This is a genomic window from Anaerofustis sp. (assembly GCF_019420015.1).
Classification (GTDB): Bacteria; Bacillota; Clostridia; order Eubacteriales; family Anaerofustaceae; genus Anaerofustis.
In genome coordinates, this window is the sequence record NZ_JAHZIA010000015.1 from 1 (window position 1) to 24911 (window position 24911).

Consider the following 24911-nt stretch of genomic DNA (forward strand, 5'->3'; position numbering starts at 1 on the left):
CATTTTAAGCCGTTCTTCTCCTATTAGAAATACCCAACACAGAAAACAGACACCCGATACGGCAAGAATATGACTCAAACCCGTATCGTTAAAGTTGTCTTTAATATCATCACTTAAACTTTTATCAGAAAATAAAATTCCCATAAGTAAATTTAAATTGTCTTTGTCATCAATATTTTCCGCAAGGTTACTTTTAAATTTATCCCTTAAGTCAAAAGCTTTATCCAAATATAATGGGAGATGCCCTTCTCTTACAAAGCTCACATTATTCTTGCTTATATTTAAATAGTTATAAACACCTATTGTTTTAAGATAAAGATTATAATCAAAGTCATCAAAAGAAACAGCTCTTTTAACTTTGCCCGAAAATTCATAATAATCGCCGACTTTATAACTGTGATTGTCATAATAAACGTTTATAAGTATTTTGTCATTTGTGTTAACAATCTTATTGCCGTCCTTAAAAGAAATGTCATTCACATAAAGCTGTGTTTTCTTTTCCTTTTCTACAGGTACTTTGCATATTCTTCCAACAAAAGTAACTTTATTATTTACATAACTATCCAGCGCGCTTTTATAATCAAGCTTGAAATTTGTATGTAAGAAAGAGACAAAACCCAATAAAATACAAATAACAAAAATAATTCTCAGAGGAATATCCTTAAACGATATAATCAAAACAATACCTGACAAAATGCCAATAAGCGCAAATATTAAAAACGGCACATCAAAATAGGCAGCGATAATACCGTATAAAACATACAGAAATATAATTATTGCAGGTCTTTTAATATTCATCTCCATATTTTTCTATTCCCCATTTTATAAATTTTAAATAAACTTACATATATTCCAAAAACATTATAACAAGAAAATATCAAATTATCTCTCTATAATTAAACAAAATCCTAAGAATTATAAAATAAATTATAAAAGCATATAGAAAAATTTCTATATGCTTATTTATCTTTATCTTATTAAAATCATAATATAATTTTACTGATATTATACCGATACTTTTTACTCTATAGCTCCCAATGTTTTTAATATATTTATATTTCCCATCACTCCATAAAGCAAGCTCTCTTCATCAAAATTAAAGTTAGCATTATGCAAAGGGTAGATATATCCTTTTTCTTCTTCTCTTATTCCGAGTTCATAGAAAAAGCAAGGAACTTCTTCACTGTAAAAAGAAAAATCTTCGGCACTAAGTATAGCTTCGGCAGGAATAAAATCATCACCGAAAGCAGGTATCACTTTATCGAATAAATCTTTATCATTGTAAGTTATACCGTAAAAAGGTCTCCAGTCATAAGTAATTTGGCATCCATACGCTTCACTTAATCCATCAGCCAAAACATGCATTCTCTTATCTATAATACCGTAAGTATTTTTGTCAAGAGTCCTAATGGTACCTTCCATCTCCACATGCTCTGCAATTATATTTATTCTGTCTCCGCCTTTTACGGTTCCTATTGTAATAAGTCCTTCTTTTATAGGATTGATATTTCTGCTTACTATACTTTGTATACCGTTTATAAACTGAGCCGCAATCACTATAGCGTCAACTCCGTTGTGAGGAGCCGCCCCATGAGAGGCTTTACCGTCAATAAAAACAGAAAACTCCGTAGAAGCCGCATAAAAACCATAAGGTTTTGATGAGTATTTACCTTTTGGTACATTTGGACTTAAATGAAGTGCAAATACATTTTTAACATTATACTCTTTCAATTTACCTTCTTCTATTATAAGCTTTGCACCACCAGGACCTTCCTCCGCAGGCTGAAAAATAAGCAAAATATTGCTTTTTAAGTTGATTTTGTTTTCGCTTAAATATTTTGCAAAGACCAAAAGTATCGCCATATGACCATCATGTCCGCAGGCATGCATCATATCGCAATGAGAACTCTTAAAATCGATATCATTGTTTTCAACGATACTCAATCCATCCATATCCGTTCTGAAAGCATAGGTATCACTGCTTCCTGCATCGAAATAGCAAAGAACTCCTGTTTGGGCGGTTATATCGTATTCAAGCCCCAAACTTGTCAAATAATCTTTAATATATTGACTTGTCTTGTATTCTTTCAGTCCCTCTTCCGGAATCCTGTGCAAGTCTCTTCTTATTCTCTTTATTTCCTCAAAATATTTCTCTTTTAAAATATCAAACATCCGATTCCTCCGGGAAAATAATTATTCCGTCTTTGTTGTATCTGTCTTACCGTCACCCCAAGGAAGAGCTTCACTGTATTCTCTGTAAATCGTATGAACGGTTCTTCCTTTTTCGTCTTTATTATAAAGATGAACCAAGTTGGCTCCGGGATCGTAATTAAATGTATACTCTATTGTTTCTCCGTTGCCGCTTGCCGTAAATTTCCCATCCGATACACCGCTTACTGTATAAGTAACGGTAGAAGGCGAACCTTTCTTCTTGGTTGTAGTAAGAACCATAGACGAATCATCAATCACTACATCTGTCTTGGCATTTTTACTTTGTTTTTTCGCATGAGCATCGATATAAATACAATCTAAAGTCCATTTGTTTTCAATATCGGAAAAATCCGTAGAATGCTCTTTTGGATCCGTTCCGCATCCAAACAAACTTCCAAGCATCAATGCAACAATTAAAACGCTGAATATTTTTTTAAAATTCTTCATACTATATTACCTCATATCTGATTTGAATTATATTTTATCATAATAAATACATAAATAATATTAAAATTTAATTAATTTATCTATCACGCCTCCGCCAAGACAAACATTTCCGTCATAAAAAACTCCTACCTGCCCCGGAGTAACACCGCTTTGCTCTTCATCAAATATAACCTTCACTCTACTTTCATCAAGCACTTCCACCGTAACTTTTTTTAAAGGTTGAAGATGCCTAAACCTAAGTTCACATCTGAATTTTTTTGCAGGGTACTCCCCTGATACCATATTTACATCCGTTGCGATAAATCCGTTTTTATATAATTTAGGATTTTTATCTCCCTGAACTATGTAAAGTATGTTGTTTTCTAAATCCTTATCCGCAACATACCATCTTTCTCCGCTTCCGCATCCTCCTACTCCAAGACCTCTTCTCTGTCCCAAAGTATAATACATAAGACCTATATGTTCTCCCTTTTTTTCTCCCGTATCCATATCTATCATATCGCCTTTTTGATTCGGAAGATAATTTTGAAGAAACTTTGTGAAATTTCTTTCACCTATAAAACATATACCCGTCGAATCTTTTTTCTTTGCGTTTCTAAATCCTTCTCTTTCGGCTATTTCCCTTACCTGAGTCTTTTCAATGTCCCCCAAAGGGAAAATAACTCTTTCGAGCTGCTTTGACTTTAGCAAAGACAAAAAATAAGTCTGATCTTTATGTTGGTCTTTTGCTTTTAAAAGTAAAGTTCCATTATCAGTATGCTCCACTTTTGCATAATGACCGGTTGCAATATAATCCGCATCCAATACATTAAGAGCATAATCCAAAAAGCATTTGAATTTTATTTCTTTGTTGCAAAGGACATCCGGATTGGGAGTTCTTCCCTTTTTATATTCATCCAAAAAGTAAGTAAATACATTATCCCAATATTCCTTTGTAAAGTTTACGGTGTAACATGGAATTCCTATTCGCAAACATACCGCTCTTGCATCATCATAATCTTCTTCTGCGGTACACTCTCCGTTTTCATCGGTTTCATCCCAATTCTTCATAAAAAGCCCTATCACATCATATCCTTGCTTTTTTAACAGGTATGCGCTCACGGCGCTGTCTACGCCACCGCTCATACCAATGACAACTTTTTTCACTTACTTTCTCCTTTTTATAATGTTATTTTATTATATTTGAGTCCGAGTTCATCCAAAGCTTTTTCCTCTCTGGTATGACATGTAAATATGATTATCTGTTTTTCTTCCGACACACTTTCAAGATACGACAACACTTCTTTTACTCTGTAATCATCATACTGAACAAAACAATCATCAAGTATGATAGGCATTTTGCTATTTAGTAATAGGTTGTCTATTATACTGAATCTTAAAGCCAAATATATCTGATCTATAGTACCGTTGCTTAAACTTTCGGCGTCAACCATCTGTCCGCTTTCTTCGTCAAGGACCATTACATCCATGTTGTCGTTAACTTTTACCGTCGAATATTTTCCTTTGGTTATTTTAGACATTATTAATCCCAAAGTTTCGTTTATTCTCGGAGCAACACTTGTATGAATATCTTTGGAAATGCTGTTTATCGTATCAATAGCCTTTTCCAAAGCCAATAATTTAAACTCATATTCCTTTATTCTTGTTTCATATTTATTTATATCTTCGTTAATAACACAAAGATTTTCGTTAAAAGAGTTGGACTCTTCCAATATACCTTTTATTCTTGACAATTCTGCGGAAATTTTTGTAATCTCATCATTAACCGTATCCGCACTTTCCGAAAGAAAATCATTGTTTACTCCGTTAATCTTCTTTAGAGTATCTTCGTCAACGGTTTCGTCTTTAAATTTTTCTGCCAACAAATTGATGTCATTACCGTCAATGATATTCATCAAAAGCTTGTTGTTGCTTTCGTATCTGTCAATAAGTCTATCATATTCCTCTCTTTTTTCTAAGGCATCCTTGAATTCTTCTACACTTGAAATATTGTTTTTTATCAATATTTCATTCATCTTATAAGCATTATTGCTTATTTTTTCTTCAAGAATTTTACCCGTGCCTTCAAAATCCTCAAGATCCATTTTATACTTTTCCAGTCTATTTTGATTTTGAGAGGCTTCTTTCGCCACAATACTTTTTTCTTCCAATATTTCTATTAATTTATACGGATCTTCTTCCTCATAATCCATCAATATCTTATTTATCTCAACTTCGTTAAGCTCAATCATATTTTGTGTTCTTATTAAAGAAGTATCGTATTTCTCATATTTCTTCGATGTTTCTTTGTATACACTCATTATAACCAGCTTCATTATTAAGCAGATAGCAGCAGCACCGAGAGAGATATAAAAATACAAAAGAAGAGCTTTGCTTATGGTAAAACTAAAAGCCAACATAAACGCACTTATAACGGCAGTTACGACACAAAGTATGTTTATTACTTTGTTTGTGGTGGTCTTTGCCGAATAATCTTTTTCGACTTTTACATCCTTTTTCTGCGATAATCTTCCTTTTAATCTTTCTATATTCCCAAGCCTGTCTTTTAATATCTCGATATCAGAAATTATTCTGTTATAGTCTTTCCCTTTTGTTTCTTTGTTTACTTCTTTGGCTTCGTCATCCAAACTAGAAAGAGCACTGTTTACATATTCCTGCTTTTTATTTAATTCATCAATTTGTTCGTGTAAGGCTTTGTTCTCAGAATTAAGATTCAAAAACTCGGTATACAGTTCATTGTTTATATCTCTGTATTTCTTTAATTCTTCTATCTTTTCTCTGATTTTTTTATTTTCGTCTTCTACGGATTTATATTTAAAATATATTACTTTTTCTCTGTTTCTGGCTACACTGTTTATGTCATTTAAAATATCCCGCTTTTTCTTTTTAAGCTCTCTTAATTGTTCTTCAAGCCTGTTTGCTTCAAGATAATGTTCTTTGTTTTCTTCCATTGCCAGGATTGCTTTTTCTTTGGATTTTTTCAGTTCTTCAAGCTTTATTACCGCACTTCCGTAATTAGATTTAGATTGCTTTCTCGTTCCTATGTCAGCTTTTTGTTTTTCCAAGTAGCCAAGAGCCTTATTTACGGAAATTTTGTTGTTGTTACCTTTTTCGTAATTCGCCAACGCCTCGCTTATTTCTCTTTTAAAATCCTTTTCAGTTTTATTCCCAAGTTGAGCAATGGATATAGTATTATTGTAAAGCACACTGTTAAGCTTTATTACGGGAGAAATAATCCTTTGCTTTGTGGATGCGTCATAAGGAAGCTTATCCGTCAAATCTTCCCCTGTTATATTGTCAAACAATTTAAAGTCTTCATTCTTTTTATCAAAGTTTCTTTCTATTCTGTATTCTCTTTTACCTATATTAAATTCCAGGCTACCTTTGTATAGATTACTGTTCCAAGGTTTAAACCTTACATATTCTTTTGTATATATTTTATTCTTGCTGTAAGGTTTGAAAAAACCAAAGAAAATACCCTGAATAAATCTGTGGGTTGTGGATTTTCCTGCTTCGTTGTTACCGTAAACTATATTAAGTCCGTCTTTAAATTCTATTTCTTTATTTTTAAATTTACCAAAACTCTTAATATTCAATTTTCTTATCTTCATCTATTTTGACCCCTCATTTAAAAGTGCATCAAGTCCCAGATACAAAGCTTCCAAATCAGCTTCGCTTTCTCTGTTTTTCAAAGCATCAATGTATAGACCGATAATATTGTCTTTGTTTTCGGTATATATTTTAGGCAGATAATAATCCGCCGATGTATTGTCGATTACCTCGATATAATAAAACTCATCGTTTAACCTGGTTTTTATGTCTTCCGTTTTAACAAGCTCGCTTAATATTCCCCTTAAAGTAACTCTGAACAACCACTTGTCAAAGTCTTTGTTTGATTTCTCTTTTATAAGAGTAATAACCTTTTCCAAAGAATCCACTCCCGTAACATCTACATCAAACACCTCAAATTGTTTGATATTACTTTTAATAAGTTTTACGCCGAGTTTCTTCTCTTCAATTTGTCCGAATATATACCCGTGATACCCGGTTTCTCCAAAACCCAAAGGCTCCAAACTTCCAGGATAAACACTGTTGCCATTTATTTTTACAGATTTATGAATATGTCCAAGCGCACAATAATCAAATCCCGAATTTTCAAGTTTTTTCTTGTCCACCGGCAAATATTCACTCTCTTTACTCAAAATATCACAATGAAGAAGAAGTATATTATTTTTACTTTCATCCAAATCAGGAACCTGTAAAATATCCTCATCATAATGTTTTTTTAAGAAACTTAACCCATAAACACGCGTATTTAAATCTTCAAATTCAACCATCTCAAGTCTGTCTTCTTTAAAAACAGTTACGTTGTCCGGGAAAGACAGCAAATTATAAAAAGATTTTTCATGTATATAATCATGATTTCCAGCAGCTATCACAACTTTAACCTCAGGAATAGACTTAAAACCGTCTATAACCCTGTTAATGTCGCTTGCTCTGACCAATTCGTCCTCAAATAAATCACCTGCAATCAAGAGAAGATCCGCTTCTCTTTTTTTGCAGGCTGCTATCAATTTATTAAAGGCTTTAAATAAGTCCTCTCTTCTTTCCTTTGCAATATTTTTCCCAAAAGAAGATGAAAGAAAAGAAGATCCGAGATGCAAATCCGCACTATGTATAAACTTCATCCTATTTTTCACCTTATCCTTCAAAATTTTTATCTTTTTCCATACTTTCCAATGCCGCCAATGCCTGTTTATACTTATAGTCATTTTCTTCTTTAACGGAAATCTTCTTTTCTTCTTCGCTCTCTCTTTCCGTTTTACTAAATAAAATGGCTTCCAACAAATAAGTATATAACCATGAGTTGTCTTTATCGGAATTGATTAAATAAGCAAGTTCGTTTGCTATACTGTTCAACTTTGATATTTCGCTTATTCTTTCAATAAGCTGACCGCTTACTTTTTTATTCTGTTTTTTTACCTTTATAAGATTTTTGACGCAAGTTAAAATATAAAGTTCATAACTGTCATATTCATCTTTATCCTGCAAAACTCCGGTATCGACTGCCAAATCCAAAATGCTTCCGTCACTGTCCAGCTTTTCAAGTATCTCCACCTTTGAATATGTCTTATTTTCAGTTCTTTCCTGTCTTGCAAGTTTAGCTTCTTCTTTTTCAACGAACCCGAACATCTTAAATATATCAACAATATCGGAAGAATCCAAACCTTTTTCACCTGCTTTTACAACAAGCTCTTCGTTTTCCTTAAAAATCTCATCCTTGATTTTTGCTATACTGTTACCGGCTTTTTTTTCCGATAAAATTCTCTTAAGTCTTATATAATGAAAGTCTGCATACAAAGCTTGATTTGAACATACATAATAAGGTTTTTGAAGTATCCCTATATCTATATAATGCTTAATCATCCTTCCCGTTATGCTATAGCCGTCAACCTTCAACCTGGCTATAAGGTCTTTCATTTTCATGTAATATTCGCTCATAAGGTTCTCCTAATAAATTATTCAAATAAATCATCTATATCAATATTTTTACAGTGCTTTGATTCCACTTTAAGTATTATTTCATCGCCTTCTCTTATATCTTCGTTAAAACAATCTTTTGGCAAAACACCGATTTTTAGGTCATCAAACTCTATCACCACTTTATCGTTTTCAAACCTGTCTACTGTACCTTTTTTCATAAAACTACCTGCTTGTATTAACTTCTATGTTTCCCTCATTACTTATAACAAAAGAAATATTACCGTCCAAATCGGTCCTGTAAACTTCCACCCCGAATTTATCAAGGCGCTTTAAAGTTTCCTCTGAAGGATGGTCATATTTGTTATTTTCACCTACTCCAATCATGGCATATGTAGGCCTTGTGGCAAGGAGCAGCTCACTGCAAGTCGATTTGTGACTTCCGTGATGGGCAACTTTTAAAATATCTATTTTCCCTGTTCTGTGTATCAACCTAAGTTCTGTTTCTTTAAATATATCTGCTGTAAACAAAACTTTTTTGCCGTTTGTTTTAAGCATACAAACAGCATCGGAATTATCCAAATCTTTTAATGACATATCCTTTGTAGGAGATAAAAACTCAATACTGCTTCCTTCCCCAAGGGCAATCTTAACCCCGCTTTTTGCTTCTTTAAAACGCAGATTGTTCTCTCTCATTTTACCTGTTACTTTTCTGAAAGTAGCGGTATTATGGGTCATTTTCGGCATATAAATATTTTTTACTTCGAAATTGTCGAGTATCTCACTCATTCCCCCTATATGATCGGAATGAGGATGAGTAAGAATTATATAATCTATATAATCAACATCCTTTTTCTTTAAATAATCAACCAAATCTTCGGAATGTTCGGTATCTCCCGTGTCTATTAGTATATTTCCGAAACTTTCATTGCTTATAAGAAAACAATCCGCCTGTCCAACATCGACGGCTTCAACCAGTGTAGAACCCTCTTCCAAAGAAGTAACGGAATCGGCAGTACCGAAAATATCATATATCTCTTCAAAATCAGCACTGCATGCAAAAGAAAATAACAGTACAAAACAAAGAGATACTAAGCACGTTAACTTTTTTATCTTAGCCAATTTTATTACCTTGCAATATCATTTCTGAAATATGCACCGTCAAAAGTAATCTTGTTTACTTCTTTATAAACCTTCTCTCTTGCTTCGTCCAATGTTTCGCCGGTTGCACATACATTAAGCACTCTTCCGCCGTTTGTTACGATATTGTCGCCTTCTCTTTTTGTTCCGGCATGGAATACTATAACATCATCGTCTACTTTATCAAGTCCGTTTATCACTTTTCCGTTTTCATAACTTTCAGGATATCCTCCTGAAACCATAACAACGCAAACAGACGGATCTTGTGACCAAACGATATCTTCTTCTTCCAAAATACCGTCAGCAGTATTAAGCATTATATTGGCAAGGTCACTTTCGAGTCTAAGCATAACAGCCTGTGTTTCAGGATCTCCAAAACGAACATTGAACTCAAGAACTTTAGGCTCTCCGTTTTCCACCATAAGACCTATAAACAATACCCCTTTATAATCCAAATCTTCTTTGATAAAACCATTGATTATCGGATCCAATATCTTTGTTCTTATTTTTGAATTCAATTTTTCGTCAAAGATTTTATTCGGAGAATAGTTTCCCATTCCCCCTGTATTCAATCCTTCATCGTTATCATAAGCAGGTTTGTAATCCCTTGCACTTTCCATAGGAATGATTTTGTTACCATCAACAAAACATAGAGTAGAAAGTTCCGTACCGGTCAAAAATTCTTCTATTACAACACTGTCCCCCGAAGAACCGAACACCTTATCCACCATTATTTCTTTAAGTGCATTCACGGCCATTTCTCTGTTTTCACAGATTATTACGCCCTTACCTGCAGCAAGCCCGTCAGCTTTTACAACAACGGGGAATCCGAATTTTTCAAGATTTTTCACGGCTTCTTCATAAGTTGAAACTTCCAAATATTTGGCAGTCGGTATTTTGTATTTTTCAAGGAATCTCTTTGTAAGTCCTTTACTGCCTTCAAAAGCCGCACATTTTTGATTCGGACCGAATACCTTAAGTCCCTCTTTTTCAAACTCATCGACAATTCCCATAACAAGAGGAAGTTCAGGACCTATTACGGTCAGACCTATCTCGTTTGTCTTTGCAAATTCTTTTAATCCTTCTATATCGTCGACTTTAATGTCAATACATTCGGCCATCTGTGCAATACCCGCATTACCCGGAGCACAAAATACCTCAGTAACCAAAGGACTTTGGATTAATTTATAAACCAATGCATGTTCCCTGCCGCCGGAACCTACTACTAAAACTTTCATTTCAATTTCTCCTTTTATGAATGTTTAAAATGTCTCATACCCGTAAAGACCATAGCAATACCATATTCGTTACAAGCCTTGATGGAATCCTCGTCTCTTATTGATCCGCCAGGCTGTATGATCGCAGTCACACCGGCTTCATGAGCCGCTTTGACACAATCATCAAATGGGAAGAAAGCATCAGAAGCCAACACGCTTCCCCTTACTGAATCGCCGCCCTGCTTAACGGCATTTTCAAGAGCCCATATTCTGCTCACCTGTCCGGGACCGTTAGCAACCAAGACTTTGTCTTTTGCTAAAGAAATAGCATTTGACTTCGTATGCTTAACTGCTTTCCATGCAAAAATCAAATCCTGCATTTCTTCATTTGTAGGCTGTCTGTTGGTTACGACTTTTAACTCTTCGCTTAAAAGTTTTGTGTCTCTAGACTGCATCAAAAGTCCGCCCATAACTTTTTTAATATCTTTACCTTCTTCGTTGTGTTTTATATCACTGAGTTCCAATAATCTGATATTTTTCTTCTTTGTAAGTATTGCCAAAGCTTCATCACTGAAACCGGGAGCTACTACAACCTCAATAAATATGTTGCTTATCTGAACTGCGGTTTCTTTGTCTATCTCTTCGTTTGAAGCAATGATTCCCCCGAATATAGATTGAGGGTCTGCTTCGTAACATTTCTTAAATGCATTTGAAATAGCTTCATCACTCGCTATACCACAAGGATTTGCGTGTTTTACAGCCACAATTGTAGGCTCGTCATTGTATTCTTTAAGAATTTCAAGTGCACCGTTTGTATCATTTATATTATTGTAAGAAAGTTCTTTGCCATGTAATTGTTTGGCATTTGGTAGAGAACCTTTCATAGGTTGTACTTCTTTATAAAAAACAGCATCTTGATGAGGATTTTCCCCATATCTTAAATCCTGCGCTTTATCATAGCATAAAGTAAGCGTTTCCGGATAAGAATCATCCCCTACTTTTTCTCTCAAATAGTTTGCTATCAATGTATCATAGTAACTTGTCGACATAAATACTTTTTTAGCTAAATTTAGTTTTGTGTCATAAGACACTTCACCGTTTTCTCTAAGTTCACCTAAAACAACATCATAATCTTTAGGGTCTATAACAACAGCTACATCCTGAAAATTCTTGGCTGCGGCTCTAAGCATCGTAGGCCCGCCTATATCAATATTTTCAATTGCATCTTCAAAAGTACATCCTTCTTTCAATATTGTATTTTTAAAAGGATATAAATTTACAATAATCATATCGATAGGTGCAATCGATAAGTCAAATAAATGCTGCATATGTTCTTCGTTATCTCTTTTTGCAAGAAGCCCCGCCATTATTCCGGGATGAAGAGTCTTTACTCTTCCGTTCAAACATTCCGGAAAACCGGTTACTTCTTCAACCGATATAACATTAACCCCTTCTTCTTCGAGAGCTTTCTTGGTTCCTCCCGTAGAAATAATTTCTACTCCCATTTTTTCAAGTTCTTTTGCAACATCAACTATTCCTGTTTTATCTGAAACGCTTATAAGTGCTCTTTTTATCATTTATACTTCCTCCAATATCTATTCTTTTATATACACTATTCTGCCCTTTATTTCAAGCTTATCCAAACAAAATAAACTTACGGCTTTCGGTAAAATCATGTGTTCTACCTCCAAAACCCTCTTTTGTAAAATCTCAGGGGTATCATCATTCAGTACGGGAACCGTCCCTTGTATTATTATCGGTCCGGTGTCGGCGCCTTCATCGGCAAAATGCACGGTCGCCCCCGTAATCTTTGTGCCGTAGTTCAAAACAGCTTCATGTACTTTTATACCATAATATCCCTTCCCGCAAAAAGAAGGAATCAATGAAGGATGTACATTAATAATTCTGTTTTTAAATGTTTTTGCAAATGAAGGAGGAAGTATCTTCATAAATCCTGCCAAAACAATCAGGTCTATATTTCTTTTTGTCAATTCTTCCTCAATTGCACCTGCAAAATCTTCTCTTGAATCGTAACTTTTACTGTTTATTACCAATGTTTCTATATCCGCCTTTTGTGCACGTGTAAGCCCGTAAGCGTCTTCTTCATCGGAAATAACTATGTCTATAATCCCGTCTTTTTTATGAACTTTGTCAATCACGGCTTGAAGATTGCTGCCTCCCCCGCTTATAAGTACGGCTATCTTTTTTAAAGACATAATTCAATCTTCTCCTTACCTTCAATCACTTCGCCCAACATAACAGGTTCTTCTCCCGCTGCTTTCAAAACTTCCATTGTTTCTGCTGCGTCAGAATCCTTAACCGCAACGACAAAACCTATTCCCATATTAAATGTCGAGAACATTTCTTTTTTATCTATTTCTCCCTCTTTTTCGATTAAATCAAATATAGGAAGAACATTTACTTTTGTTGTGTCAACCTTTGCACAAAGTCCATCCGGTATCATTCTCGGAATATTTTCGACAAAGCCTCCTCCTGTTATATGACACATACCTTTAACATTCACTTTTTCAAGCAAAGTCATGATACTTTTTACATATATCTTTGTAGGGGTAAGCAAAGCTTTTCCGATAGTTTCGCCTAAAGACTCAACATATGTATCAACATCGTATCCTTTAACCTCAAAAAACAACTTTCTCAAAAGAGAATACCCGTTGCTGTGAACCCCGCTTGAAGGTATACCTATGAGCTTGTCTCCTGCTTTTATGTCTTTGCCTGAGATAAATTTATCTTTATCCACAACTCCTACGCAAAAACCCGCAAGGTCATAGTCCTCTTCTTTGTACATACCCGGCATTTCGGCGGTTTCACCTCCGACAAGAGCGCACATCCCTTGTTTACACCCTTCACTTACACCTTTTACTATGGATTCTATTTTCTTTGGGTAATTTTTTCCGCAGGCAATGTAATCCAAGAAAAACAAAGGTCTTGCCCCGTGACATAATATATCGTTAACGCACATCGCAACAAGGTCTATACCTACAGTATCATGAATGTCTTGTTTATGCGCAAGCACGAGCTTTGTACCTACTCCGTCCGTTCCGCTTATAAGCACAGGTTTTTTATAACCTTCAGGAAGCTCCACTGCTCCTCCGAAACTTCCAAGACCTGTAAGAACATATTCACTGAATGTTTCTTTAACGTGTTTTTTTATAAGCTCAACGCTTTCGTATCCGGCTTCTTTATCAACACCGCTGTTTTTATATGTTAATTTTTCCATTTTATTTACTACTCCTTACCTGCTCTTCTCTAAAAGGCACTTCCATAGGATAATCCCCGTTAAAACAAGCCATACAATATCCTTTGTCAAAATCCGCAACCGTTTGTTTTAATTCATCCAAGGTTAAATAATACAAAGAATCGGCTCCTATAAATTCTTTAATTTCTTCCAAAGACAATTTTGAAGAAATCAACTTATCTCTGTTCGGTGTATCGATACCGAAGAAACAACTGTAAGATGTAGGAGGCGAAGCAACTCTGAAATGTACTTCCTTGGCTCCCGCTTTTTTCAGTTTGTCAACAATTCTTTTTGATGTCGTTCCACGAACTATTGAGTCGTCAATCAATACGACACTCTTTCCTTCGACATTTGACTTTAACACATTTAATTTTATATCAACGCCTTCTTCTCTCATAGCCTGAGTAGGCTGTATAAAGGTTCTTCCTATATATCTGTTTTTTATAAGTCCCACTCCGTACGGTATACCGGATTCTTCCGCATACCCTATCGCAGCAGACACACCGCTGTCAGGCACTGCCATGACAACATCGGCATTTATTTTGCCTTCATCAGCTTTTGCAAGCAGTTTTCCGGCTCTTGCCCTTGATTCATGAACCTCATCACCATCGATTATACTGTCCGGTCTGGCAAAATAAACAAGCTCAAATATACATCTTCTCGGTTTTGCCCAGCTTTCTATCTTATAGCTTTCCATATGATTATAACTTAAAACTATTATTTCTCCCGGCTCTATATCTCTTACAAGAGTTGCACCTATAGCATCCAAAGCACATGATTCGCTGGCTAAAGCATATCCGCCGTTTTCAAGTCTTCCAAGACATAGCGGTCTGAGTCCGTAAGGGTCTCTGACACCTATGAGCATATCTCCCATTGTAAGAACCAATGCATATGCACCTTTTACAATTTGTCCAACCCTTTTTAACGCTTCAACAATACCGAACTTATAGTTTCTTGCTATCAAATTTGCTATAACCTCAGTATCTGAACTGGTCATAAATATAACTCCGTCATCCTGAAGCATATTTTTTATAGCATCCGCATTTACAAGATTTCCGTTATGAGCAAGCGCTATCTGCCAGTCTTTGCAGTTCACTGTAAGAGGTTGTGCATTTTTTATATCACTGTCTCCGGCTGTTGAATACCTTACGTGTCCTATCGCAATTTCACCTTTTTGTTTTTTCAACTCATCTGATGTAAATACATCTCCGACAAGTCCCATTCCTCTGTGCTGAGTTATTTGTGTATCGTTATTAACTGCGATACCACAGCTTTCCTGTCCACGGTGTTGAAGAGCATAAAGCCCCAAATATACATAAGCGGCTGTATTTTCGGGAGTATCTTGCAATACTCCCATAACTCCGCATTCATCTTTAAATTTATCTAATTGAAAACCCAAAGTAAATTCTCCTTATTTATATATGTTTATTAAATCAAATATAGAGTAATTATTATTCGCTGATTCTGCCTAAAACTTCTTTATAAGTTTCCTCAACATCGCCAAGGTCTCTTCTGAATCTGTCTTTATCCATTTTTCTGTTTGTGTCTTTGTCCCATAGTCTGCATGTATCAGGAGAAATTTCATCAGCTAAAACGATTTTGCCGTTACATCTACCGAATTCTATTTTAAAGTCAATTAATTTTAAGTTGTGTTTTAAGAAGAAATCTTTTAGTAATTCATTTATTTTAAATGTATATTCTTTGATTGTATCAATTTCTTCTTTTGTTGCAAGTCCCATTGCAAGAACATGATAATCGTTGATTAATGGATCATCAAAGTCATCATTTTTGTAGCAGAATTCAAATACCGTTGGGTTAAGTTCTTTTCCTTCTTCAAGTCCTAAGTTTTTACAAATAGAACCTGCGGCAACATTTCTGATAATAACTTCAACAGGTACGATTTCAACAGCTTTAACAAGTTGATGTGTATCATCCAAAACTTTGATTAGATGAGTAGGTACTCCCGCTTCTTCAAGCATTCCGAAAATTATACCTGTAAATTTGTTGTTTACTATACCTTTGTTTGCAATCGTGTCTTTTTTCTTACCGTTAAATGCGGTAGCGTCATCTTTGTATTCGATTATATATTCGTCTGCTTTTTCTGTTTTAAATACTTTTTTAGCTTTTCCTTCGTATAACATTTCCAACTTTTCCATTACCAAACACTCCTTAAATTCTTTCTTGTAATTTTCTATCTTTTTCGACTACTTCTTCTTCCATTTTTAATTTGTAGTCTTCAAGCTTGTTTTCCAAATCTTTATCTTTAAGAGCCATCATCTGAATCGCCAACAAAGCGGCATTTTCAGCTCCGTCAACGGCAACCGTCGCAACAGGAATCCCCTTCGGCATTTGTACTATGCTCAAAAGCGAATCCATTCCTCCCATTAAAGACGTTTTAATGGGAATACCTATTACGGGAAGAGTCGTCATCGCAGCCAATACTCCTCCAAGATGAGCAGCTTTACCCGCTGCCGCTATTATAACATCAAAACCGTTTTTCTTCGCATTTTTTGCAAATTCTTCTGCTTGTCTCGGTGTTCTGTGAGCCGATATTACTCTCGCCTCGTATTCAACGCCAAAATCTTTAAGAACTTTTAAACCTTTTTCAACAACTCCAAGATCAGAGTCACTGCCCATAATAACTGCTACTTTACCCATTTGTATCTCCTTTTATTTAAAATATTCAACTCCGCTTAAGAAAATATTTTGTTCCATTTCTCCATAAATATTTTTATATAGATTTGAACCTTTTCTTTCGCTATGTCCCATTTTACCAAGAATTCTACCGTCTGGTGATGTAATACCTTCAATTGCACATACACTACCATTTTGATTTATTCTAGGTGACACAGATAAATTACCGCTTTCATCTGTGTATTGTGTAGCAACCTGTCCGTTTGCAATAAGTTGCTGTAGAACTTTCTCTTCACATACGAACCTACCTTCTCCATGAGAAATAGGATTTACAAAAGTATCTCCGACATTTACGTTTTTAAACCATGGAGAAAGGTTTGAAGCAACTCTTATGTATGAAATATTCGCTATATGTCTGTTAGTCAAATTAAATGTAAGAGTAGGACTGTTTTCATCCAAATCCCTTATCTCTCCGTAAGGAACAAGACCTGTCTTGATTAGTGCTTGGAATCCGTTACAAATACCAAGCATAAGCCCGTCTCTGTTTTTAAGTAAATCCATAACCGCATCTTTTATTCTTTCGTTTTTAAATACGCTGACAATAAACTTAGCTGAACCGTCCGGTTCGTCCCCGGCAGAAAATCCACCTGGAAGAGCGATAATTTGAGAACTTCTTATTCTATTTTCAAGTTCCAAAACAGAATCTTCTATATCCTTTTGGGTTTTATTTTTAAATACGAATATATCGCTGTCGGCCCCAGCTTCGTTAAAAGCTTTTGCCGTATCATACTCACAGTTAGTTCCCGGGAATACAGGAACGATAACTTTAGGAGATGCAATACTGGTTTTTCTTTTTATTACACTTCCTTTTGTATAAGTAATTTCCTTTACATCTGTTTCAATTCCGCTATCGATTGGGAACACACTTAAAAGAGGATTTTCCCATTCTTTGATTAACATTTCAAGGTCAATTGCTTCACCTTTAACTCTTATTTCTTTTTCTTCTATTGTTTTACCAAGTAAAACAACATTCTCATTTTCTATTACTTCGCTTGTTTCTATAATAATATCACCATAGTTTTTAGCGTAAATATCATAATCAGATTCAGCAAATTCAAATCCCAATTTGTTACCAAAACACATTTTTGAAATAGCTTCACAAGCACCGCCGACAGTTATTGATTTAGAGGCTTTGACTTTACCTTCTTCTATTAAGTCATGTACCAAATCAAAAACATTTCTTGCACTTTCAAAATCAGGAGTGTTGTTTTCTGTTTTGTTTACCTTAACTACATATACGTTATTTCCGGCCCTCTTAAATTCACTGCTTACAACCTTATCGGCATTCACAACCCCCACTGCAAAAGAGATAAGTGTAGGCGGAACGTCGATATCTTCAAAAGACCCCGACATACTGTCTTTACCTCCGATTGCAGGAGTATTAAGTTCCAACTGAACCTTTAATGCACCAAGAAGAGCAATAAACGGCTTAGCCCATCTTTCAGGATCTTTTCTCAGTCTTTCAAAATATTCCTGGAACGAAAGCCTTAATTTTTTGTAATCAGCACCTAAGGCAACGGCTTTTGAAACCGAAGAAATAACTGCATACATCGCTCCAAGATAAGGATTTTCACTTAAAAGTTCAGGGTCAAATCCATTTGTCATAACCGTTGCAGTCTTCGTATCTCCTTTTTCAAGAGGTACTTTTGCGACCATTCCGTCAACTTCGCTTAACATATACTTACCGCCGTAAGGCATCAAAACATTGTTTGCGCCAATCGTATTGTCAAAGTATTCCACAAGACCTTTTTGAGAGCATACATTGTGATTTTTAAGTATATTTACAAAATTTTCTTCGTTTGTTTTATTTTTATCTGCTAAAGAAGATATTACATTTGAAGTTTTTCTTACTTTGATACTAGCACTTTTGCTCGCTCCGTTAGTATCGACAAAACTTCTTTTGATTTTTAATACTTCTTCACCGTCTTTAGTCATTACAATGTTACCGTCGTCAGTGACCGTAGCAACCTGAACGGCTTCAAGGTTTTCTTTTCTTGCCGCTTCTATAAACTTTTCTTTGTCTTCTTTTGCTATTACAACGGCCATTCTCTCTTGCGATTCGCTTATTGCTATTTCAGTTGCGTCAAGTCCTTCGTATTTTTTTAACACACTGTCAAGATTAATGTTCAAACTGTCCGCAAGTTCGCCTACCGCAACGCTTACTCCACCGGCACCGAAGTCGTTACATTTTTTAATCATTTTTGCAACTTCATCTGTTCTGAATAATCTTTGAAGTTTTCTTTCTTCAATAGGATTACCCTTTTGAACCTCACTTCCCGCAGTAAGCACCGATTTTTCCGTATGCTCTTTTGAAGAACCGCTGGCACCGCCGATGCCGTCTCTTCCCGTTCTTCCTCCAACAAGAACAATAATATCTCCCGGGTCGGAAGTAAGTCTTTTTACATTTTCTTCTTTTGCAGCTGCAATAACAGCCCCTACTTCCATTCTTTTGGCTACATAATTCGGATGATAATATTCTTTAACCTGCCCTGTTTGAAGTCCGATTTGATTTCCGTAAGAAGAAAAACCATGACAGGCTCCCGTTGTGATTTCCCTTTGAGAGAGTTTACCTTTTAAAGTCTTGTCGTATGGAACCGTAGGATCAGCACTACCTGTAACCCTCATTGACTGATAAACATAACTTCTTCCTGAAAGCGGATCTCTTATTGCACCACCAAGACACGTTGCAGCCCCTCCGAAAGGCTCAATTTCCGTAGGATGATTATGAGTTTCGTTTTTAAACATGATAAGATATTTTTCGTCTTTTCCGTCAACATCAACATTAGCTCTTATACTGCAAGCATTAATCTCATCACTTTCTTCAAGGTCATTTAACAGACCTCTTGCTTTTATCTCTTTTGTTCCTATTACAGCCATATCCATAAGTGTAACAGGTTTATTTTTACCTACATATAATTTTTCTCTTAAAGCCATATATTCATCATATACACCTTTAATTTCATCATTTATTCCGCCCTGTTCTATATCAATATCGGTTAAATGAGTGGAGAATGTAGTATGACGGCAATGGTCAGACCAGTATGTATCAAGAACTCTTATTTCCGTAAGAGTAGGATTTCTCTTTTCATCATTTTTAAAATAATCCCTTATAAGTTTAAGGTCATTTATGTCCATCGCAAGACCCATGTCATTAAGGAGTTTTTCCAAATAAGAATCATCAGAGTCAATGAAACCTTCGATTATCGGTGTTCTCTTAACCTCTACTTCCTCTTCCGTAAGGTCTATGTCGTTAGCGAGAATAACTTCTCTGGAATCAACGGGATTAATAAGATAATTTTTGATTTCATTTAATTCCGCATCGCTTATATCCCCATAAAGAACATAAACTCTTGCATTTTTTATCTTTAAATCCTCATTTGTCATAATCAAATTCGCACACTGCTGTGCAGAGTCGGCTCTTTGATCATATTGTCCGGGAAGATATTCTATACCAAATAGCTTTGCCCCTTCAAATTCAGGAAGCTCGTCAACATAGATATCATCTACATTTACTTCACTTAAAACATTGTTAACCAAATTCTCAAAATGTTCACTGCTGTCCACAAGCAAATCATAACGATTGAATATGTTTACTCTTGTCAATCCCGTTATATTAAGATTAACTTTCAAATCGTTAAGAAGATTTTCTCCTGCGGTGTCAAAGCCTTCCTTTTTACCTATAAATACTCTTTTTATCATCTTTTACTCCAAATCATGTAATATTATTATAAAAAAATAAAACTTTTATGTATTTATTAATAATACCACATTTTTATAAATTTTAATTAGTATTTTTATATATTTTTGTTATAAATTTTAGTAAACTTTAAACAAAAAAAGACAAAATATACAATCATCCAAAACACAAAACAAATGTAACACAAATATATACCACATTTCGCTTGAATCACAAAAAAACAAACTTACGTAAAGCTTATCAAAGAAAGCAAAAAAGACAGGTATCCCCCTGCCTTTTTATTTATATCATTTCTTTTACTTTATCAAATTCGTCTGTTATCTCTTTTTCAGGTGCAGGAGTAAGAAGACTTACTACCACCATAAAGATACTTGCTGTCAAGAATGCAGGAAGCAATTCGTAAATATCAAACACACCGCCGAGATTGCTTATAACGTATTTCCACAAAAATACCATACATCCTCCAGAAATCATCGAAGCAACGGCACCGTATTTATTAGCTCTTCTCCAAAAAAGAGCAAACAATATAACAGGTCCGAAAGTAGCCCCGAAACCTGCCCATGCAAAAGAAACAATACCAAAAACAGAACTGTTCGGATCTTTTGCCAGTATTATACCCAAAACAGCAATACATACAAGACACGCTCTGGCAACAATCATGGTTTTCTTTCCGTCAAGCTTTTTACCGAACACTCCACCAATTATATTTTCAGATACACTTGATGAAGCAGCAAGAAGCTGAGAATCGGCAGTAGACATAGTAGAAGCCAATATACCGGCAAGTATAACACCTGCAAATCCCGCAAAAATCAAACCGTGAGTACTCAATACTTCGGCAATTTTAACTATTACGGTTTCAGAAGCGCTTCCTTCAAGCATAGGTATAACTCCCGCCTTTGTCATTCCGTAACCTATAATTCCAATCAATATTGAAGCAAACATTGATATAACAACCCATAGAGAAGCAACCCTTCTTGATGTTTTTAATTTATCTTTATCTTCAATAGCCATAAATCTGAGAAGTATATGAGGCATTCCAAAATACCCAAGTCCCCATGCCATTTTTGAAACTATAGTTAAAAATCCGTAACTGTTGGCTGAACCTGATACCATATCATGGGTTGCAATCATGCTTAAATATCCGGGAAGTTCTTTTGCATTGCTAATAACAGCATCAAACCCTCCGGCGGCACCGACACCGAAAACAAGAATGATAACAAGGGCAACCGACATGATTATACTTTGAATAAAGTCAGTTGTACTGGCAGCAAGAAATCCGCCAAGCGCAGTATACAATATTATAACAACGGCACTTACAACCATTGCCGTAAAATAATCTATTCCGAATAAACTTGAAAACAATTTACCGCATGCGGCAAAACCCGATGCTGTATAAGGAATAAAGAAAATTATAATAAACAATGAAGATATCAACATAAGTACTTTCTTTTTTTCTCTGAAACGATTTGAAAAGAAATCAGGAAGGGTAAAAGAATTTTTTGAAACTTCCGTATAAATCCTTATTCTTTTTGCAATTATAAGCCAGTTTACATATGTACCGACCGCAAGCCCTATTGCAGTCCATCCCGCATCGGCAATCCCCGATAGATAAGCAACTCCGGGTAGCCCCATAAGAAGCCAACTGCTCATATCCGACGCTTCCGCACTCATGGCGGTAACAAAAGGCCCTAGCTTTCTTCCTCCCAGATAAAAATCGCTTGCAGTCTCATTTTTCTTAGATAAATAAGCTCCTATTATAACCATGCCTATCAGATATACAAAAATAACGACAAGCATACCTATTTGATTAGTCTCCATAAAATTTCTCCCGTCAATTTTAAAATATCATAAATTATCACCGATAATAAAAATCAGGTACCGTACTGATACGCTACCTGTTTAATATTTTATATGAACTTTATTTTTTTGTCAAGATTTGCAAAAGAAAGTAAAAAAACGCTCATAAAAGAAAAGTGATATAAAAACACTTTAAACCAACAGTATCCTAAAAAACAAATAAAAATCCTTTATAAAAATTTAAATCTTTCCGAAAATTATCCAATCCCGCTTTCACGTTTCTTTTTTTTATAATAAAATATATACAAAGCTCCCAAAATCAAAATGACTGCAACCACAACTTCAAAATATCCTTTTAAATAAGGAATACAGACTTCCCAAGCATCCCCCATAAAGTTCCCCAGCAATACCAACACCGTATTCCAAATCAAAGTCCCCAAAGTACTCAAAATCAAAAAAACAGACAAATTCATCCTCGAAAGTCCCGCAGGTATGGAAATCAAACTCCTAGCCACAGGAATACATCTGCATATCAGTACCGCTTTGTTTTTATATTTCACAAACCACTTATAGCTCAAATCTATATACCTTTCTTTCAAATGCAAAATCTGCCCAAAACGACCGGAGAAAAGAGCTTTTAATTTGTCCCGTTTTAATACATACCCCAAAGAATACAATACCAATGCACCCAAAACTGCACCTATTGTCGCAAATATTATAACGACAAACGGATTCATATCCGTCACTGTCGTTAAATATCCACCGAAAAGAAGCACAACTTCGGAAGGTATTGGAGGGAAAACATTTTCCGCCAAAATCAAAAACATTATGCCTAAATATCCGTAATCATTTATTATACTTATTAAAGATTCCTGCAATTCAATCTCCTAACAACAAATTTTAAATATGTAAATTTGTAATAACAACTTATATAATATGTTATAATATATATTATATTAGTTAAATATATATTAAAAAAATGTAAAATAAAGGTAAAAAATAATGACACTGCAACAACTGAAATACATAATCGAAATAGTAAACTGCGGATCCATCAACGAAGCCGCCAACAGACTGTTCATAACACAGCCTAGTCTTTCAAAATCCGTAAAAGAATTGGAAAATGAAATCGGAATAGAAATATTTCTGCGTTCCAACAGAGGAATATCCCTGTCTACAAGCGGGGCGGAGTTTCTGGGGTATGCAAGACAGGTCGTGGAACAGGCTGAACTCTTAGAACAAAGATATATGAAAAAAGCGCCTTCAAAAAGATTATTCTCCGTTTCAACTCAACATTATGCTTTCTCCGTTCATGCCTTTGTAAACACGGTAAAAGAATTCGATCAAGATGAATACGAGTTTGCAATAAGAGAAAGCAAAACTCATGAAATAATAGAAGACGTAAAAAACTTAAGAAGCGAAATAGGTGTAATATACATAAACGATTTTAACGAAAAAGTACTTAATAAAATCATAAAAGACAACGGTCTGATTTTTACCCATTTGTTTGATGCAAAACCCCACATATTCATAAGTGCAGACAATCCTTTGGCAAAGAAGAAAAAAATAAAAATAGAAGACTTGGATCCGTATCCTAGAATTTCCTTTGAACAAGGAACACACAATTCTTTTTATTTTTCGGAAGAAATCCTAAGTACTTTATCTCACAAAAAAAACTTGCTTGTAAGCGACAGAGCGACCCTTTCCAATCTTTTAATAGGACTCCAAGGGTACACTATAACGACGGGAATACTCAGCGTAGAACTAAACGGAAGCAACCTTGTATCCATACCGTTGGAATCCGACGAAATAATAAAACTGGGATACATAAAACATAAAAATGTAAGCTTAAGTATTCCAGCAAAAAAATACATAGAAAAACTGGAGGAATATATAAAAGAATATAAATACTGATTAAAACAAATAAAAAAGACATATCACTAAGATATGTCTTTTATTTATAAATACTAATTATTCACCGAAACCGTCTTCGATTAAAGCTGCTAATGTATCTACAGCTTCTTGTTCATCAGCACCGTTAGCTCTGATTTCCAATTCTGTACCTTGAGATAATCCACCAGCCATAACGCCCATGATAGATTTTGCGTTAATTTCATTTCCGTTCTTTACTAAAAGAATTTCAGATGAAAATTTAGCAGCAGTTTGTACAAATTGTGATGCTGGTCTAGCATGAAGACCTGTAGGATTTGTAATAGTTACATTTTTTGAATACATTATATAGTTCCTCCTAATTTTTATCTTTATCAATATTAATTCAATTATAACATAAAGTTAATAAATTACCAGCATAATTTTAATAAAATGATTATTTTTTTATGCTCACACTCAGTCCGTCACCGATTGGCAAAACGGAAGTAATCAATTCTTCGTCCTTACTTATTGCTTCCAAAAAAGTCCTGAGTCTTTTTACAATGGTAATCTTTCTTCTTACCAAAGGCTTACTCTTGTCTATCATACCTCTGAACAAAACATTGTCGCAAATCAAAAGTCCTCCGGACTTCAAAATACGCTTACAATCGTCAAGCATATGAATATAATGTCCCTTATTGCCGTCCAAAAACACAACATCATATGATTCCTTTTCGTTTTTCAAAAGCTCTCCGGCATCATCCATAAATAAGTCTATATTATCCTCATAACCGTATTTTTTAATATTGTTTTTAGCCTGTATATACCTTATCTCGTCTCTTTCAACAGTCTTTACATAGCTGTCTTTACCCATGTTTTGTGCAAAAACGCAAGCAGAGTATCCCACTGCACTCCCAACTTCAAACAATCTTTTCGAATTGCTTGATTTGAGCAGTATACTTATAAGCCTTTCAACATCCTTTGTTATTATAGGAATACCTTCTTCCTTTGCTTCTGTTCTGAATTCATGAAGAGGGCTTAAATCACAAGAAAGAGTGATAAGCCCGTCCAAATACTCTTTTGTTACTTCTTCTATCATAAT

General features: G+C 34.9%; 22 protein-coding genes. 1 reads left to right on the plus strand and 21 read right to left on the minus strand.

Going from position 1 to position 24911, the window contains the following annotated elements; genetic code table 11:
- The 19 genes from QZ357_RS03915 to QZ357_RS04005 form a co-directional block, all read right to left on the minus strand.
- A partial coding sequence (locus tag QZ357_RS03915) for a ComEC/Rec2 family competence protein (RefSeq protein ID WP_290772039.1) occupies positions 1–804 on the minus strand: 804 nt, incomplete at its 3' end.
- Positions 805–1020: 216 nt separating this feature from the next.
- Complete coding sequence (locus tag QZ357_RS03920) at positions 1021–2172, minus strand: M20 family metallopeptidase (RefSeq protein ID WP_290772042.1); 1152 nt, start codon at positions 2170–2172, stop codon at positions 1021–1023.
- Between the two features lie 21 nt (positions 2173–2193).
- Positions 2194–2658 (minus strand): hypothetical protein, encoded by a 465-nt coding sequence (locus tag QZ357_RS03925; protein ID WP_290772045.1) that lies wholly within the window; start codon positions 2656–2658, stop codon positions 2194–2196.
- A 60-nt stretch (positions 2659–2718) separates the two neighbouring features.
- On the minus strand, positions 2719–3804 hold the full coding sequence (gene mnmA / locus QZ357_RS03930) for a tRNA 2-thiouridine(34) synthase MnmA (RefSeq protein ID WP_290772048.1): 1086 nt from the start codon (positions 3802–3804) through the stop codon (positions 2719–2721).
- Positions 3805–3818: 14 nt separating this feature from the next.
- Positions 3819–6269, minus strand: coding sequence for an ATP-binding protein (locus QZ357_RS03935; RefSeq protein WP_290772051.1), 2451 nt, complete (start codon positions 6267–6269; stop codon positions 3819–3821).
- Positions 6270–7346 (minus strand): metallophosphoesterase, encoded by a 1077-nt coding sequence (locus QZ357_RS03940; RefSeq protein ID WP_290772054.1) that lies wholly within the window; start codon positions 7344–7346, stop codon positions 6270–6272.
- Between the two features lie 13 nt (positions 7347–7359).
- Positions 7360–8160: a hypothetical protein gene (locus QZ357_RS03945; RefSeq protein WP_290772057.1), complete on the minus strand. Its 801-nt coding sequence runs from the start codon at positions 8158–8160 to the stop codon at positions 7360–7362.
- 17 nt (positions 8161–8177) lie between these two features.
- A complete protein-coding gene (locus tag QZ357_RS03950; protein WP_290772060.1) occupies positions 8178–8360 on the minus strand; it encodes a hypothetical protein in 183 nt (60 codons plus the stop codon).
- Between the two features lie 4 nt (positions 8361–8364).
- Positions 8365–9261 carry a ComEC/Rec2 family competence protein gene (locus tag QZ357_RS03955; protein ID WP_290772063.1) on the minus strand — a complete coding sequence of 299 codons (897 nt, stop codon included), beginning with the start codon at positions 9259–9261 and terminating at the stop codon, positions 8365–8367.
- Positions 9262–9266: 5 nt separating this feature from the next.
- Complete coding sequence (gene purD / locus QZ357_RS03960) at positions 9267–10517, minus strand: phosphoribosylamine--glycine ligase (RefSeq protein ID WP_290772066.1); 1251 nt, start codon at positions 10515–10517, stop codon at positions 9267–9269.
- 14 nt (positions 10518–10531) lie between these two features.
- On the minus strand, positions 10532–12073 hold the full coding sequence (gene purH, locus QZ357_RS03965; protein ID WP_290772069.1) for a bifunctional phosphoribosylaminoimidazolecarboxamide formyltransferase/IMP cyclohydrolase: 1542 nt from the start codon (positions 12071–12073) through the stop codon (positions 10532–10534).
- 18 nt (positions 12074–12091) lie between these two features.
- The gene (gene purN / locus QZ357_RS03970; protein WP_290772072.1) at positions 12092–12712 is read right to left on the minus strand and encodes a phosphoribosylglycinamide formyltransferase; all 621 of its coding nucleotides are present in this window, start codon (positions 12710–12712) and stop codon (positions 12092–12094) included.
- Positions 12703–13734 carry a phosphoribosylformylglycinamidine cyclo-ligase gene (purM, locus tag QZ357_RS03975; protein WP_290772075.1) on the minus strand — a complete coding sequence of 344 codons (1032 nt, stop codon included), beginning with the start codon at positions 13732–13734 and terminating at the stop codon, positions 12703–12705. Before purM ends, purN begins: the two co-directional genes overlap by 10 nt.
- A 1-nt stretch (position 13735) precedes the next feature.
- Positions 13736–15109, minus strand: a complete 1374-nt coding sequence (purF, locus tag QZ357_RS03980) for an amidophosphoribosyltransferase (RefSeq protein WP_290772148.1) — start codon at positions 15107–15109, stop codon at positions 13736–13738.
- Positions 15110–15203: 94 nt separating this feature from the next.
- Entirely contained in the window at positions 15204–15908 is a 705-nt protein-coding gene (gene purC / locus QZ357_RS03985; RefSeq protein ID WP_290772077.1) for a phosphoribosylaminoimidazolesuccinocarboxamide synthase, read from the minus strand.
- Positions 15909–15921: 13 nt separating this feature from the next.
- Positions 15922–16410 (minus strand): 5-(carboxyamino)imidazole ribonucleotide mutase, encoded by a 489-nt coding sequence (purE, locus tag QZ357_RS03990; protein WP_290772079.1) that lies wholly within the window; start codon positions 16408–16410, stop codon positions 15922–15924.
- 12 nt (positions 16411–16422) lie between these two features.
- The gene (locus QZ357_RS03995; RefSeq protein ID WP_290772081.1) at positions 16423–20145 is read right to left on the minus strand and encodes a phosphoribosylformylglycinamidine synthase; all 3723 of its coding nucleotides are present in this window, start codon (positions 20143–20145) and stop codon (positions 16423–16425) included.
- A gap of 280 nt (positions 20146–20425) precedes the next feature.
- Complete coding sequence (gene putP / locus QZ357_RS04000; protein WP_290772083.1) at positions 20426–21961, minus strand: sodium/proline symporter PutP; 1536 nt, start codon at positions 21959–21961, stop codon at positions 20426–20428.
- A 236-nt stretch (positions 21962–22197) separates the two neighbouring features.
- Positions 22198–22818: a DedA family protein gene (locus tag QZ357_RS04005; protein WP_290772086.1), complete on the minus strand. Its 621-nt coding sequence runs from the start codon at positions 22816–22818 to the stop codon at positions 22198–22200.
- Positions 22819–22942: 124 nt separating this feature from the next.
- Between QZ357_RS04005 and QZ357_RS04010 the strand changes: the two genes are divergently transcribed.
- Complete coding sequence (locus QZ357_RS04010; RefSeq protein WP_290772088.1) at positions 22943–23854, plus strand: LysR family transcriptional regulator; 912 nt, start codon at positions 22943–22945, stop codon at positions 23852–23854.
- 57 nt (positions 23855–23911) lie between these two features.
- Here the strand turns inward: QZ357_RS04010 and QZ357_RS04015 are convergent, their stop codons facing one another.
- Positions 23912–24175, minus strand: coding sequence for an HPr family phosphocarrier protein (locus QZ357_RS04015; RefSeq protein ID WP_138268669.1), 264 nt, complete (start codon positions 24173–24175; stop codon positions 23912–23914).
- 91 nt (positions 24176–24266) lie between these two features.
- Entirely contained in the window at positions 24267–24908 is a 642-nt protein-coding gene (locus tag QZ357_RS04020) for an O-methyltransferase (protein WP_290772094.1), read from the minus strand.
- Between the last annotated feature and the right edge of the window lie 3 nt (positions 24909–24911).